The organism is Billgrantia sulfidoxydans (assembly GCF_017868775.1).
Classification (GTDB): domain Bacteria; phylum Pseudomonadota; class Gammaproteobacteria; order Pseudomonadales; family Halomonadaceae; genus Halomonas; species Halomonas sulfidoxydans.
Genome location: NZ_CP053381.1, coordinates 3,236,127 through 3,250,669, shown reverse-complemented (window position 1 = coordinate 3,250,669; position 14,543 = coordinate 3,236,127). Strand labels below are relative to the sequence as shown.

Below are 14,543 nucleotides of genomic sequence, written 5' to 3'. Positions count from 1 at the left end.
GATGCCGGTTTGGTCGAAGAGCGTTCACTACAACTGTTCAGCGCCCTCGAGGCTCGTGCCGTCGATGCGCTCGACGAACTGCGCGACTGTCGCGCGAAGCTGCAGGCGCTGGAGGCCCGGCTCGCCGATGCCGAGGCGGCACGACGGGAGCTGGAGGCGTCCCGGCTCGAGCTGATGGAGGAAAACCGCGAGCTCGACGAACAGAATCGCGAGCTCGAGGAGGACAATGCTCGCCTGCGCGAACGCCTGCGCAAGGGCGAGCCGGCGCCGGTCTTTCCCGGCGCGACGCGACGCGCCCAGGGGCTCGCCGCGCTGATGGGCCAGCGCCCGCGTGACGATTCAGAGCCCGGGCACGGCGTGCGCGAGGCGAGCGACGGCGCAGGGGCGGAGCCGGCGCCAGCCGCAGCGTCGCAGGGCGCAGCGACTCCCGGCGCGGACGTGACACCCCGGCGGCAGGCGCCTGGCCCGGCCGGTGCCGAGGCTTCACCTCGGCTCGAGGCGGGGCACGGGCAAGTCGACGGCAGCGAGAGAGACGTTTCGTCCCCCCATGACGAACGCCAGGGGCGGCTCGCCATCGAGCAGGCGCCTTCCGCCGATGCGCTGCTGAAACAGTGGTACCAGCGCTACCCCAGGACCTTCTTCAAGGGCCACACCCGGCCGCTCAAGGTAGGCATCCATCACGACCTCTCCGCCCGCGAACCCTGGCCCGAGAAGCTGGTGCGCCGGGCCCTGGCGGGCTACGTCAACCTGCCGCGCTACCTCAAGGCCGTGCGTGAAGAGGCCGAGCGCATCGACCTCGACGGCGAGCCCGCCGGCAGCGTCGACGCCCAGGCCGCCGAGCACGCCAAGCGCAAGCTGGAGCGCCTGCAGAGCGAACGCCGCGAGCGCGGCCGCACCGAGGGCCGCCCCCCGGCGCAGCGGCAAGGGCGCCCGCGGGCGCGACGCCGCCGACCATCAGCCGCGCAAGGCCGGGCGTGGCCCGACGCAGCGCAGCGCCAAGCCCGCCCCGGCAGACAGCCAGGCGCCGGGCGATGCACCCGCCACCCCGGCCGACCCCGCCGCGCGCATGGAGGCCAAGCTCTCGGCGCTGCTGGCCAAGCACAACGGCCAGGCGAAAGGGCATTGAGTCGACGAAACCTAGCGTTTAAGCCGGCTCTTGCCTCTCCTTAATCAGCGGGGCATGATGTGCGGGCTCATCGCTGCCAGGCAACCTTACTGCCATTGCCTGCGGCACGCGGCCCCTCGGGCGGGAGCGCCCAGGACCGCAACAGCAGGGAAAAGTTCCGTCGGGGAGGCGGGCGACGAAGGAAAACAGTGTTTTTTCTTATTGCGTTCCCATTTTTCCCGGTATAGAGTTCTACCTGCGAGCATTGGACTATAACAAGGCTTCGCTGCGGTCATGACCGGCCCGGCCACTCCTGAGAAGGAATCGAGCCAAGCACGGCGGGACCCATGCCCGGCAAGCTACCTGCACCGATCCCGGATCGTGCAGTAACGATCGAAACAGTAAGCTAGTGAAAGGAACTATCGTGATGAAAAAGACACTGTTAGCGACTGCCATTGCCGGTGCCCTGGGCGCCTCCGCTGCCGCTCAGGCCGCTACCGTTTACGACCAGGACGGCACTCAGCTGATCGTCAACGGCCGTATCGCCATGGGTATCGCCGGCGGCGGCCCGGAGTACAACTCTTCTGGCGAACAGATCGACAACGGCGCTGAATTCGTCGATGTCTTCTCCCGTCTCGGCCTCTCCATGAGCCACCAGATCAGCAGCGACCTGAAGGCCTTCGGTCGCGTCGAGTGGCGCTTCCGTGGCGACGAGCGCACTGGTAACGGTCGTACCGGTGAGAACGACTACAGCGGCTTCACCGAAACCCGTCACGCCTATATCGGTCTCGAGAGCAATACCTTCGGTACCGTGATGGGCGGCAACTATGACAGCTTCTATAACAGCCACGTCATGGCGCCGTTCGATGTCTACATCGACCAGGGCCTGAACTTCACCCTCAATGGTGATGCTGAGACCCTGGCTACCGCTGGCGGTGCCAAGCAGGCACGCGGCGACTCCCTCGGCTATATCACCCCGAACCTGTCCGGCTTCCAGGCCTTCCTCTCCGCCAAGCACTATAGCGACCGCGGTGAAGTCGAGCCGTCCAGCGGTTCCGAGACTGTTACCCAGGGTGGCGTGAAGTACGACGCTGCCGGCCTGCGCCTGGCGCTTGGTTATGTGGACGACGACGAAGTCGGCGGCGGCAACGGCGAAATGCTGTACGGCGCCTCTGCTTCCTACGCCTTCAACGACGCCTTCTCCGCTCGCCTGGGCTACGAGACCCGTGACGAGAATGATGCTGGCGTTGGCGGCTACGACAGCTGGGGTCTGGGTGGCTCCTACGCGATGGGTCAGTGGGCCTTCAACGCTGACGTCTACCGCGTGAGCCCGGACAACAGCGACAACCGTACTGCCTGGGCGGCCGGTGCCTACTACAAGCTGTCCAGCAACTTCGACATCTTCGCCGAGCTGTATCAGGGCGACCAGCCCGAGATCACTGTCAGCACCGACGAGGGTATCGACACTGCCGACGGCGACGACATGTACTGGCTGACTGGCGCTCGCTACCACTTCTAAGCGAGTCTGCCGTCCAGCAAGGACAGCAAGACACGTCGATTCACTCGACGACAGAACCGGCCCTTCGGGGCCGGTTTTCTTTTTTCAGTCTTTCTCACCGGGCCGTTGCCGCTTGGCGGGTCTACGCTGCCGCCCGGCATCGCTGGGCCTGCGGCCTACTTGATCCGTTTCTGATAGACTGGCTCGCCTGATCGTCACGGATGCTTGCGCGGGGGTGGTCTTGGAACTGATCTGGTTGGCCTACGTGGCCTTGGGTGGCTTGGTGGGGGTCATGGCCGGCCTGCTGGGCATTGGCGGTGGCGGCATCATGGTACCGATCCTGACCGCCTTGTTCGTCGTGCAGGGCGTGCCGCACGAGCACTTGGCCCACCTGGCGCTGGGCACGGCCATGGCCGCCATCATTCCCGCTTCCACCGCAAGCCTTCTCTCTCATCGACGTCACGGCGCCGTGCGCTGGGAGATCGTCCGCTACCTGACCCCAGGCATCCTGGTGGGCACCTTCCTGGCCACCTTCATCGCTGCCGCCTTGCCGACCCGGGGACTGGCGATCTTCTTCGCCGGTTTCATGACCCTGATGTCACTGCAGATGCTGGCCAATCTCAAGCCCAAGCCGACGCGGCGTCTTCCGGGGCCGGTCGGTCTCGGTGGCGTGGGGGTGGGGATCGGTGGGATATCGGCGCTGGTCGCCATTGGCGGTGGGTCGCTCACCGTGCCGTTCCTCACCTGGTGCAACGTCAGGCTGCCCATGGCCGTGGGGACCTCCGCGGCGGTGGGGTTGCCGATTGCCGTGGCCGGTGCCCTGGGGTATGTGATCAATGGCTGGGGGACACCCGGGCTGCCCGGCGCCACGCTGGGCTTCGTCTACGTACCGGCGCTGCTGTTGATGGCGCCCTTCAGCATCCTGCTGGCGCCCGTGGGGGCCAGGCTGGCGCATCGCCTGCCGGTGGCGATGCTGAAGCGAATCTTCGCGATCATGCTGATGGGGCTGGCGCTGCAGATGGTGTACACGGTCTACAGCGCCTAAGGGGCATCTCGTCATTCCGTCGTTGCAGCGGCACGGCCATCCGAGGGCGGCCGTGCCGCACGGAGGCTAGCAGTCTGTCGGATTTGGCCTGTTGCTAGGGGTTGACCCGCTGCTCGGGGTTCGCCAGCACGGCCTTGAGATGGGCGAGATCGCGTGAGACGTCGGTCTCGACGAACTCCGCCAGCAGTCTCTCGGCCTCGCGCTGGGCCGTCTGCTCGACGTATTCGGCGTAGCTGATGACGGCGGCGTCGCAGTAGCGACAGTGAAGCACGTCCGTGGGCCTGGGGTTGCCGTGCCAGAAATTGGCACCGCTGCATTGGGGACACGCGACCTTCCTTGTGCGTTGAAACATTCCGGCCTCCTGCCTGAAAGTTTACCGATATTGGCGATTCCTATCCTAGCATGAAACGGATGAAGTTCATGTTACGTCGCATGCCGGGGATGTGTTGCTCTGCGTTGCCCTTGAATGAACTAGGGTGTAGGCAACGACCTCGATGCGCCCGCGGAGTGCCAGCATGAATGCCGAAACGTACTTGCCCGATACGCTGATGATCCGCAAGCTGGGGAGCCTCTTTCCTCTCGACGAGGAAGAGAGGCAGGCGCTCCGCGACTTGCCGGTGCAGGTGGCGCGTCTCAAGCCCGATCAGTCTGTCGTGCAGATTGGTGACCGGCCCAGGCAGTGCTGCCTGGTGCTGGCGGGCTTGACCTGTGTCTACAAGCTCAGCTACGAGGGCAGGCGCCAGATCATGGCGCTGCACGTGCCCGGTGACATGCCGGACCTGCAGAGCCTGCACCTGGAGGTCATGGACAGCAGCATTGCCTCGCTCAGCCCTTGTACGGTCGGCTTCATCCAGCACGCGGACCTGCGCCGAATGTGCGAGCGTCATCTACGACTCGCGTCCGCCCTCTGGCGCGAGACACTGGTCGACGCCTCGATCTATCGGGAGTGGCTGCTCAGCATCGGGCAGCGAGACGCCTATACCCGCATGGCCCACTTGCTGTGTGAGCTCATGGTCCGCCTGAAGGCGGTGGGGCTCGCCGAGGAAGATACCTTCGACCTGCCGATGAGCCAGCACGAGCTGGCGGACGTGATCGGCATCAGCGCGGTGCATGTCAGCCGCACGCTTCAGGCGCTGCGGGCCGATGGCCTCGTGCAGAGCAGGAAAATGAAGGTGACCATCCTCGACTGGGAGAAACTGAAGCAGGCGGGCGAGTTCGATCCCCTCTACCTTCATCTGAGAAGGGGCGAGGCATGAGCCACACAGCGGGAATCGAGTGCCATGCAGAGGCAGGCTCCACAAGCCAAGGCCCGCCGCTGCTGGCGGGCCTGGCTGGGGCATGATACGGATCGCCTGGCGTGGAGACGCACAATGGCTATTCGTCGTAGCGGCTCCACTGGTTGCTGCCCTTGGGAACCGAGTCCTTGATTTCCCGGCTGCGTAGCTCACTGACTTCCTTGCTCTTCTTATCCGCTTCCTCCGGGCTCATCGAGGAACCGACAGGGGATTGGTCTCTGAGACCGTCACTGGTTTCGACGTGCGACTGAGGGTCGTCGATGTATTGCCAGGTTTCGCCCAGCATAGGGCTCTTGCCTTCATTCCATGGCCCTCTAGCCTCCTGGCCCTTGGACATGTTGAAGTAGAGGTTACTGTAGCGCGGGTCGCCTTGGGTAACGCCGGGTGGAAAGTTCGGCTGCAGGGTGGAGAGCGCCGCCTCGAACATCTGATGATGGGCGACTTCGCGTGTCATCAGAAACTTCAAGGTCTCCTTGACCTCGGGATCGTCGGTGAACTGCATGAGGTATTCGTAGGTGATCTTGGCGCGTGTCTCCGCCGCGATATCCGAACGAAGATCGACGGTGAGGTCACCGTTGGCGTCTACGTAATAGCCTGACCAGGGAACGCCTTGGCTATTGGTAACGGTAGGGCCTCCTCCGCTCACCGCCAGGAACATCGGGTTGACCATCGCCTCGTGAATGATGTTTTCCTTTCCCGCCTTTCCGGTAATCATCTGCATGATTTCGGATTGTTCCGAGATATCCTTCAACTCGCCATTCACACCGTTCATGAGCATCTGTATCGTGGCGCCCACGATTTCCAGGTGACTGAACTCTTCGGTCGCGATATCCATCAGCATGTCGTACACCTTTGGATAAGGCTGGCGAGCGGCAAACGCCTGGGTGAAATACTGCATGGCCGCCTTGAGTTCGCCATTCATTCCACCAAATTGCTCAAGAAGAAGGCTGGCAAATCTAGGGTCGGGTCCCGAGACGCGAGCATTGAATTGAAGTTCTTTGGCATGATGAAACATGTTGGCCTCGCTGCATCTGTTGTACTGGAATTCCTGTTCCGTTCTTCAACGTAGGCAGGGAGATGAGGCGCAACAAGTTAATTTTGGTAAGCCAATGGCGGCCCATGGAAATGAAGAGCTTAAGCCATTCCGGCTTGTTGCCAGCCGAGAATGACCGAAGGCAATGACACGATGGGGCTTAACCCGCTACCAGCATGACGATTCCTGCAAGATATAGACCGATAATCGTCACGCTTTCGAAGCCGATACGACCTGGCCCTTTCTCCTGACGATATAGCAGCCCGAGTATCAGCACGCTGGTCATCAGCAACGACAGGGCGACCCATAGCGCTACATGATCGGGAATGGCGTGGTAGATCGAGCCGCCGCGGTAGGCGACATCCGAGGCGGCGGCGAACAGGGTGTCGAAGGCATTGCCGCCGATGATGCCGGCCACGGCGAGGGTCAGGGCCCCCTGGCGCACCGCCGCGACGGTGGTTACCAGTTCGGGCAGGGAGGTCGCCACCGAGGTGAGCAGTACGCCGACCGCCGCCTGGCTGAGCCCGGTCTCTTCGGCGATCACCGTGGCGCTGCGTTCGAGCACCCAGCCGGCGATGCCGATACTGGCGCCAAGCAGCAGGAACAGCAGCCACAGGAAAGTCAGCGAGCGTTTGTTGGAGGCTTCCTCGGGCACGTCGGGGCGTGTCTCGCGTGTCCTCGCCGGTCGCCACATGGGGTTGGCCCTGGAGATCTTGACCAGCCGCAGGCCGTACAGATAGGCAATGAACAGCAGGGGCGTGATCGGGTGAATCTGCCAGATGGTCCATTCCGGCGCGAAGCGCCCGACCAGCAGCAGGCTCAGCAAGCACAGCAACAACCCACCCTGAATCATGTTGCCCAGCGAGGCCGCGGCATGCTCGAGGTTGGCGCGTCTATGCACGATGTCGGCAAACGCGAGAAATACCGTCTGGGCGGCGATGCCCCCCAAGGCGTTGCTCATGGCGAGTTCGGGCTTGTCGGTCCAGGCCGAGGTCACCGACACGACGATGCCGGAAAGCGAGGTGGCCATGCCCAGCAACACCGCACCGGCCATGGCTTCGCCCAACCTGGTGCGATCCGCCAGGTTGTCGACGATACCGGTCAGCTTGGTCCCCACGAATCCGATGACTAGGGTGCAGATGCCGAACACAACGATGGCGACGGTCAAGGAGGGAGCGGCGAAGGGAATGGGCATCTGACCTGTCGTCTTGGGGCATAGGTATTTGACCGTAGCCGCCAGCGGCGGAGAGCACAAGCGATCGGCTGCAAGCGTTCGTCAAGGCAGGGTTTTCTTCACGTAGCCAAGATGCGCCGGGCAGAAGCGCGGAAGGAGAGTGGAAACAGGTTGGCGCCCCCACCAGGATTCGAACCTGGGACCTTCCCCTTAGGAGCGTCAAGGTGAAGTATTTCTCACTGAACCAACGTGGTCCAAAGGTGTTCTTATAGGTCCAATATAAATATAACAATCAATCAGTTAGTAGATGTGGTGCCTTGGGGCTTGTCCATTGTCATCCACTGAAGCACAGCGATATACTAGATGCTTGTTGGGGTCGCTGTTGGGGTCGGAGAAATGGAAGGGAAGGAACATGTACCTTCGGGGGCGGGGCGGTCTGCAAGCCCAAAAAGGCTCACCTCAAGCAAGGCTGCCGAGAATTTCCGTGCTCCGGAAGGTAAGACGAAGGCTAGGGCAGTCGTGTCGAATGGTAAGCTCGGCGGGTTGGCCCTTGAAGCTCGCTCTGATAGGGAAGCGAAGCGATGGATCTACCGCTACCGTCAAGGTGAGAAGGTGGTGGAGTATCAGCTCGGCAGCTTTCCGCAAATGAAGCTTGGCGAGGCACGCCAGGCACATCGAGATGCTTTCGAGCTTGTCAGGCAGGGCATCGATCCCCGCAAGCAGCGCAAGGCTATCAAGGCAGCCAATCAGGCCGCTTGGACGATGGGGGAAGCCTTCACAAGGTGGATAGTATTTTATGCCACCGCCCCGGCACGGGGCGGGCAACCCCCGACCGAACGTACAGTGCTCAAGCAGAAGGGACGCTGGCGGTTACACCTTGAGAAGCGGCTGGGCGGTGCTTACGTACGCGATATGAACCGTCGATTGCTGATTGAGGTGCTAGAGGAGATAGCCAGCTCGGCGAGAGAGGAGGCCAGACAGTGCCTTACTCTGCTTCGACAGCTGTTGGATTATTGCGAGGATCGCGAGCAGATCTACGATAATCCGGCTGCTGGCCTGAAGCCAGCCAAGGTCAAGGCCCGTCCGGGCAAGCCCCGTGAACGCCACCTGAAACTTCCTGAGCTGAAGGAGCTATGGGAAGTGCTCGGTGAAAGCCGAAACACTGAGGGATTGGCCTCGACGGCAATGCTCTCGGTGACGGTAGCCAATGCCATCAGGCTTCTTATCCTGACTGGGGCACGCCGTGCCGAGGTGGCCGCCATGCGCTGGGACGAGATCACCAAGGATACGTGGCATATCCACGCGTCTAGAACCAAAAGTGCCCGTGAACACACGGTCCACCTGTCCCACCAAGCACTAGCCATACTAGAGGAGCAGAAAAAGCTGACCACAAGCGATTTCGTCTTCGCATCGAGCCGCGACGTTGAAAAGCCGATCCACTACGATTCGATCACCACCGCGATAGCCCGATTGCAGGGCAGGGCGAGAAAAGTTCCCGATACCGAAGCACCACTCAACCACCTCGAGCACTTCACGGTGCATGACCTCAGGCGGTCCGTGGCGACCCTGTGGACCGAGACTTTCCTGGCCGATCCACTGCTGGTGGAAGCTATGCTAGCTCATGTACCCCCAAGGCTGGTCGGTACCTACAACAAGGGAAAGCGGTACAAAATGCAGGTCGATGTCTGGGAGCGATGGGGAGAGATGATTGCTGGCTTCGGAGAAGTGGGGGCTGCCAGTAACCTCGTTGAGTTGTCTCGGCACAGAACTTAAGGTTGAGTATGCCGCTTGTCGGACTCCCCCTCCGTAACGGGCCGGTGAACACGCCTTCTGCGGCCCCCCTGGCCAGCGACATTAGGTGCCCACGTAACAATAAATGGGCACCTATTCATGACATCCCCAAGCACCGAACGTGAGATCCGTCGCCGCCGTCGCTACGCCCCGTCGTTCGGGGCCAAGATCGCCGCGGCCTGCCTGGAGGGCGACGCGTCGATTGCTCAGGTCGCCCTGCAACACGGGCTGAATACCAACCTCGTCCAGACCTGGATCCGCAAGGCCAAGCGTCAGAGCCAGTTACCGGCCGTGCCGGATTTTGTGCCCCTGCCGGTGCCGCCACCGGCCGACCTGCCAACGACACCTGCTGCTGCCAGCGAGATCTGCATTGAGCTGCCCTCATCACAGGGCGCGATTACCGTGCGTTGGCCCGTCGCCGAGGCGGCCCAGTGCGCCCACTGGCTGAAGGGGCTGCTGGGATGATCCGCATCGACGAGATCTGACTGGCTACCGAACCGCTGGACATGCGCGCCGGCCCGGACACGGCCCTGGCCCGCGTGGTTAAGGTGTTCGGCGCGGCGCACCCGCACTGTGCCTATCTCTTCGCCAACCGGCGTGGCAACCGCATGAAGGTACTGATTCACGATGGCCTGGGCGTCTGGCTATGTGCCCGGCGCTTGAACCAGGGCAAATTCCACTGGGCCGGTAACTGGCACGGTGATCGCGTCGCGCTCTGCCCCGATCAGCTGACGGCCCTGGTCCAAGGCCTGCCCTTGCAGCGTCTCGGCGCCGGCGGGGTGATATCTGTCGTGTGATCCGCGGCACAGACGTGGCGGCCCGGCTATTCGCGGATGCGCTAATCCCGCTGTCAGCGTCGGGCTGGCATACTCGACGGATGACCATGCCGACCGATCTGTCCCAGCTCACCCCCGATCAGCTCCGCCACCGGGCGGCCACGCTGATGTCTCAGGTGGAAGAAAAGGATCGGGCGCTGGCCCAGAGCCAAGAAACGCTACGCCACACCGAGCAGGTCAACCAGAAGCTGACCTATGAACTGGCGCTGCTCAAACGCCACGCCTTCGGTAAGCGCAGCGAGCAGCTCAACGTCCTGTAGATCAGCCTGCTGGAGGAGGTGGTAGATGCCGATATCGCCGCCATCGAGACCGAGCTGGAGGACCTGGCACCCGCCTCCACGCCGCCGGCGACCAAGAAGGTCCCCAAGCGCGCCCCCTTGCCTCCCGAGCTGCCGCACACCGAGATCCACCATGATCCGGAAAGCGAACATTACGCCTGCGGCTGCCAGCTGCGGCGGATCGGCGAAGAGATCAGCGAGAAGCTTGACTACACGCCGGGCGTGTTTCGCGTCGAGCGGCATATCCGTGGCAAGTGGGTCTGCGACCAGTGCGAGACGCTGACCTAGGCGCCGATGCCGGCGCAGATCATCGACAAGGGCATCCCCACCGCCGGCCTGCTGGCCCAGGTGCTGATCGCCAAATATGCCGATCATCTGCCTCTCTATCGCCAGGAACAGATATTCGCCCGTGCCGGGGTAGCAATTCCGCGCTCCACCCTGGCCGAATGGATCGGCATCTGTGGTGTGCGGCTGCAGCCGCTGATCGATGCCCTGCGCGAAACCCTGCTCACCGAACCGATACTGCATGCCGATGAAACGCCGGTGCCGATGCTGGCTCCGGGCAAGAAAAAGACCCAATAAGGCCTAGCTCTGGGCCTATGCCACCACGCCCTACGCCGAGCAGAAGGCGGTGATCTACGACTTCGCGTCCGGGCGCGGCGGCCAACATGCCCGGGACTTCCTCGGCAAGTGGAAGGGCAAGCTAGTCTGCGACGATTACGGCGGCTACAAGCAGAGCTTTACCAACGGCGTGACCGAGATCGGCTGCATGGCCCACGCCCGGCGCAAGTTCGTCGACCTGCACGTGGCCGGCAAGAGCTAGATTGCCGAGCAGGCCATCGAGCTCATCGGCCAGCTCTACCAGGTGGAGTGCGAGGTCTATCGCCGACGCGCTGCACCGCTGGATGCTGGCTCATCGCGAGAAGGTGCCCAACGGCTCGGCGACGGCCAAGGCACTGGATTACAGCCTGAAGCGCTGGGCAGCACTGACACGCTACCTGGATGACGGCGGGTTGCCGATCGACAATAACCGGGTGGCGAATCTGATTCGCCCCTGGGCGCTCGGACGCAGCAACTGGCTATTTGCCGGCTCACTGCGCAGCGGCCAGCGCGCAGCCAACATCATGAGCCTGATCCAGTCCGCCAAGTTGAACGGCCATGAACCGCATGCCTACCTAAAAGACGTACTGGCTCGGCTGCCGACACAGAAAGCCAGCCAGATCCACGAACTTCTACCTCAGCACTGGAAACCGGTCGACTGATCACTCGCAAAGGGTGATGGCCAGGCGCTTACGCTTTTTATTTGCCTGAAGGTTTATGACCCACACTTTGACCCACATCTGTGGTTTGCTTTCTCTGGCACCCTCCGGATGCTAGTGGACAGTTCACCGAAGGCTTACCGCATACCTTACTAAGTTCCTAGGTCACCCTTGTCAACGTCAGTGAAGGTAGACCGTATGGGGGTGCAGCCTATAGCTGGGAAGAGCCGACTATCAGTATACCAGTCACTGCCTCTTCACTGAAGGTTAAGATGGAGAAAGAGAGACGGCCTGTTTATTTCTTACCTCTGCCCTTACCGCTCGTACTCCGGAGGACATTGCTGTCGTTCGTGAGAAACTTTCGAAAGTTTGCGCCCACTAGTGATCACTTCGGTAAACACAGACCGCCGGCTTCCAAGGAGTACTGCCTCGGTCCTTGTCGAGTGTTTTCGGGCTAGGTTCAATGAAGGTAATTCAGGATGCCCTCACGAACGCCTGGCTCGATGACTGGGAGGCCCGCCGAGACGGTGTAAGGGCCGATGCTGTAGAACAAATCAATCGCTAGAAGAGAGACTGTATACATCCAGTCAATACGGCTTTCGAATCGGTACGCGGCTAAGGTGATTATTTTCCTTGGCAAGTTTCTTCAGTAGTTGACATAATGTTCTCCTCTCATTTTTACTTAGTGGATAAAGTAATTCTTCTTGAACGATCGTCACTGCTGATTCGGCGGCACGACGAAGGCGCCTGCCTTCTTCTGTCAGAGAAACCCGCTTAGAGCGCAAGTCCGCTAGACTGCGCTGCCGGCTCAATAAGCCGCGCTCCTCCAACTTTTTAACCACAACAGCTACTGTGTTGCGGTCTAGGGCGGTGTGGCTTCCCAAAGTAATTTGGTCAACTGGACCCAGTTCTTCCAATGCGGCTAGAGTAATGTATTGTAGCTGGGTCAGGTTATGCTCCTCGCATTGGCGTAAAAAAATTGCCACGCTTATTTGATGGCAACGCCTTAGCAGGTTTCCTGGCATTGTGTTGGCTTTTGATAAGGGCTTGCTAGCCATGGTGTCTTTTCTCTATGTTGGACATATGTCGTGGCCAGTGCGACACGACTTATACATTTATAGGGACTTTGGTATTTTATCTAAGATTGAATAGTGTGCTCTTGGTAAGCGTAATTTGACGGCTTTGTTTTTTCTACATCAATCATAAAACGGTCAAAAAATATAGCTAGCTCGTCATGAGCCTGCAGGGGCAAGACATGAGCAATGTGCTGGTCAGGGCGCACGACCACTAGACAGCCGTTCTCCCGGTCGATTCCGCGCAAGTTGAAAATGTCTTGGTCGTACTTAAGATCTGGGCAGAATACCTTTTCATAATCATGGAGCCCGTAGCGTCCCTTGCTAGGCCAGAGCATCTGCGGGAAGGCATCCAGAGAGAGTTCGCGGAATTCCTGTTGGCAAATGGCGCGCAGGTCGAACACCGAGTCAATGTCGTCGCGTACAGGTGTGAACCTACGCACCGGTGAGTCGGGCGATTCACTCAAAAACCGGCACAGCCGACTGAGGCCTGACTCCGGCGCGGTGGGGTCGCTGGCACCCGCGAATGCGAACAGTCGCCAGCGACCATCTGCTGTCACTGTGTGACCTAGATGCATGGGCTTGGCATCCGCCAGCCGCACAACGGGTGCAGAATGGAAACGAGTTCCAATTTCTAGGCCGCTCGCTAGGTGCTGGTGGGTCGGTTTGGCGGAGATCAGTGAGGGTGAGTACTGAATGGCTGTGCCGGCGGTGAAGCGCCCCTGTTTAATGAAGTACTTTTGAAACTCCTTGGGGTCCACGCCGTCACCCTTGTCCTCCGGAGAATCCTTTGGTGGGGCACTGAACATCTTGGCGAACTCTCGATCAAAGTCGATCAGCTCCTTGGCTACGGTCTGGCGCTCGGTGGTATAGGTGTGCAAGATATCCGGTGTGCATTTTCCTTGCAGCACCGAAGCCAGTTTCCACCCTAGGTTGAATGTGTCGCGCATGGAGACGTTCATGCCCTGGCCCGCCTTTGGGCTATGGGTGTGGCAGGCGTCTCCGGCAATGAAGACATGCGGGAATCGCTTGTCGACTTCTTCGGCCGGCACATCGTCGAACTTGTCGCAAAGGCGCTGGCCGATCTCGTATACTGACCACCAAGCGATTTCCTTCACGTCCAAGGTATAAGGGTGCAGGATGCGCTGCGCTGCGGCCACTAGCTGGGCGGTGGTGATGTTGCGGCTGGCGACGCGCTCGTATTCATTGAGTTTATCTAGTTCGATGTACAAACGCGTCAGGTAGCCGCCCTCCCGTGGTATGATCAAGACGTTTCCTGCATTGGCGGAATGGATCGCCGCTTTCATGCGAATATCTGGGAAGTCAGTGACTGCCAGCACATCCATTACGCCCCAAGCCTGGTTAGCAGAATCGCCCCGCAGTGAGCGTCCCAGGGACTTGCGTACCGCGCTGCGTGCGCCGTCACAGCCCACCACGTAACGAGCCCGCACGGTTTCCACCTCGCCCTTATGAGCAGGGTCGATCCGCTCTAGTGTTACCGTTATCGGATAGTCTTCAGCTTCTAGGGTGACTGTGTCCGATTTGTTGTGGTCGATCGCCACATCGACCAAGCGGCGTGAGTAGTTAGGTTCCAGCCGGGTAGGAGATTTACGCATCAGCTCTAAGTAGAAGTCGTGGACTCGGGCTTGGTTGAGCACTGTGTGGGGGAATTCGGAGAGGCCGTCCTCGGTGTCCTGAATACGGCCATGGCGCATGATGTTCTTGCGATTTGCCTCATCAGGCTTCCAGAACACGGTCTCGTTGATCCAGCAGGCTTCTTTGAGCACCTTGTCGACGAAGCCAAAGGCATTGAACATCTCCATGGTACGGCAGGCGATGCCATCGGCCTGGCCGAGCTTCAGCGGGCCATCCTTTTGCTCGACGATGCACGTCGTGATATCGGGGAACGCCGATAGTTGGGCCGCCAAGGTCAGGCCGGCCGGGCCGCAGCCGACGATCAGCACGTCGACTTCCTCAGGCAGGGTGTCGGTGTTAGTAAGTTCACCGACAGGCGCGTGGACGGTCGGGTCGCCGGTCTGGAAACCGTTGAGATGAAACTGCATAAAGGCCTCGAGGAGTTTCGGAAAATTAATCACTATTGTGACCATTACCCTACGGTATCAACCCCGATTTGCAATACGACTTTCTGCTAATTT

The 14,543-nt window shown here is 60.8% G+C and carries 12 protein-coding genes and 1 pseudogene; 8 read left to right on the top strand and 5 right to left on the bottom strand.

The features are described 5' to 3' along the window. The first annotated feature begins 9 nt into the window (after window positions 1–9). The 3 genes from HNO51_RS15045 to HNO51_RS15035 all read left to right on the top strand — a co-directional run bounded on the left by HNO51_RS15045 (window position 10) and on the right by HNO51_RS15035 (window position 3,648). Window positions 10–1,170 carry a ProQ/FINO family protein gene (locus HNO51_RS15045; protein ID WP_242597129.1) on the top strand — a complete coding sequence of 387 codons (1,161 nt, stop codon included), beginning with the start codon at window positions 10–12 and terminating at the stop codon, window positions 1,168–1,170. Between the two features lie 362 nt (window positions 1,171–1,532). Then, window positions 1,533–2,624 carry a porin gene (locus tag HNO51_RS15040; RefSeq protein ID WP_209537768.1) on the top strand — a complete coding sequence of 364 codons (1,092 nt, stop codon included), beginning with the start codon at window positions 1,533–1,535 and terminating at the stop codon, window positions 2,622–2,624. 214 nt (window positions 2,625–2,838) lie between these two features. Beyond that, entirely contained in the window at window positions 2,839–3,648 is an 810-nt protein-coding gene (locus tag HNO51_RS15035) for a sulfite exporter TauE/SafE family protein (protein WP_242597128.1), read from the top strand. Between the two features lie 94 nt (window positions 3,649–3,742). Here HNO51_RS15035 and HNO51_RS15030 read toward each other — a convergent pair whose 3' ends face one another. Continuing rightward, a complete protein-coding gene (locus HNO51_RS15030; RefSeq protein ID WP_209537766.1) occupies window positions 3,743–4,000 on the bottom strand; it encodes a hypothetical protein in 258 nt (85 codons plus the stop codon). A gap of 163 nt (window positions 4,001–4,163) precedes the next feature. Here HNO51_RS15030 and HNO51_RS15025 point away from each other — a divergent pair, with 163 nt between their 5' ends. Beyond that, complete coding sequence (locus HNO51_RS15025) at window positions 4,164–4,904, top strand: Crp/Fnr family transcriptional regulator (protein WP_209537765.1); 741 nt, start codon at window positions 4,164–4,166, stop codon at window positions 4,902–4,904. 118 nt (window positions 4,905–5,022) lie between these two features. Here the strand turns inward: HNO51_RS15025 and HNO51_RS15020 are convergent, their stop codons facing one another. Together HNO51_RS15020 and HNO51_RS15015 are read right to left on the bottom strand one after the other, a co-directional pair. Next, complete coding sequence (locus HNO51_RS15020; RefSeq protein ID WP_209537764.1) at window positions 5,023–5,958, bottom strand: manganese catalase family protein; 936 nt, start codon at window positions 5,956–5,958, stop codon at window positions 5,023–5,025. Between the two features lie 178 nt (window positions 5,959–6,136). Further along, window positions 6,137–7,171, bottom strand: coding sequence for a sodium:calcium antiporter (locus tag HNO51_RS15015; protein ID WP_209537763.1), 1,035 nt, complete (start codon window positions 7,169–7,171; stop codon window positions 6,137–6,139). Window positions 7,172–7,669: 498 nt separating this feature from the next. Between HNO51_RS15015 and HNO51_RS15010 the strand changes: the two genes are divergently transcribed. From HNO51_RS15010 to tnpC, 4 genes and pseudogenes are all read left to right on the top strand, one after another. After that, on the top strand, window positions 7,670–8,923 hold the full coding sequence (locus HNO51_RS15010) for a tyrosine-type recombinase/integrase (RefSeq protein WP_209537762.1): 1,254 nt from the start codon (window positions 7,670–7,672) through the stop codon (window positions 8,921–8,923). Window positions 8,924–9,040: 117 nt separating this feature from the next. Next, window positions 9,041–9,406 (top strand): IS66-like element accessory protein TnpA, encoded by a 366-nt coding sequence (tnpA, locus tag HNO51_RS15005; RefSeq protein ID WP_209537761.1) that lies wholly within the window; start codon window positions 9,041–9,043, stop codon window positions 9,404–9,406. A 20-nt stretch (window positions 9,407–9,426) separates the two neighbouring features. After that, window positions 9,427–9,738, top strand: a complete 312-nt coding sequence (tnpB, locus tag HNO51_RS15000; protein ID WP_276571232.1) for an IS66 family insertion sequence element accessory protein TnpB — start codon at window positions 9,427–9,429, stop codon at window positions 9,736–9,738. Window positions 9,739–9,818: 80 nt separating this feature from the next. After that, a pseudogene (tnpC, locus tag HNO51_RS21175) lies at window positions 9,819–11,317 on the top strand (IS66 family transposase). A 584-nt stretch (window positions 11,318–11,901) separates the two neighbouring features. On the opposite strand, the gene HNO51_RS14990 reads toward tnpC, so the two are convergent. Both HNO51_RS14990 and HNO51_RS14985 read right to left on the bottom strand, forming a co-directional pair. Further along, entirely contained in the window at window positions 11,902–12,372 is a 471-nt protein-coding gene (locus tag HNO51_RS14990) for a MarR family winged helix-turn-helix transcriptional regulator (RefSeq protein ID WP_209537759.1), read from the bottom strand. Window positions 12,373–12,452: 80 nt separating this feature from the next. Then, entirely contained in the window at window positions 12,453–14,450 is a 1,998-nt protein-coding gene (locus HNO51_RS14985) for an FAD-binding monooxygenase (RefSeq protein WP_209537758.1), read from the bottom strand. Window positions 14,451–14,543: the final 93 nt, after the last annotated feature.

Excerpts from the sequence above, each read along its gene's own strand:
- HNO51_RS15015 (WP_209537763.1), bottom strand. The coding sequence starts at position 7,171 with ATGCCCATTCCCTTCGCCGCTCCCTCCTTGACCGTCGCCATCGTTGTG.
- HNO51_RS15030 (WP_209537766.1), bottom strand. The coding sequence starts at position 4,000 with ATGTTTCAACGCACAAGGAAGGTCGCGTGTCCCCAATGCAGCGGTGCC.
- HNO51_RS14990 (WP_209537759.1), bottom strand. The coding sequence starts at position 12,372 with ATGGCTAGCAAGCCCTTATCAAAAGCCAACACAATGCCAGGAAACCTG.
- HNO51_RS15025 (WP_209537765.1), top strand. The coding sequence starts at position 4,164 with ATGAATGCCGAAACGTACTTGCCCGATACGCTGATGATCCGCAAGCTG.
- HNO51_RS14985 (WP_209537758.1), bottom strand. The coding sequence starts at position 14,450 with ATGCAGTTTCATCTCAACGGTTTCCAGACCGGCGACCCGACCGTCCAC.
- HNO51_RS15040 (WP_209537768.1), top strand. The coding sequence starts at position 1,533 with ATGAAAAAGACACTGTTAGCGACTGCCATTGCCGGTGCCCTGGGCGCC.
- tnpA (WP_209537761.1), top strand. The coding sequence starts at position 9,041 with ATGACATCCCCAAGCACCGAACGTGAGATCCGTCGCCGCCGTCGCTAC.
- HNO51_RS15020 (WP_209537764.1), bottom strand. The coding sequence starts at position 5,958 with ATGTTTCATCATGCCAAAGAACTTCAATTCAATGCTCGCGTCTCGGGA.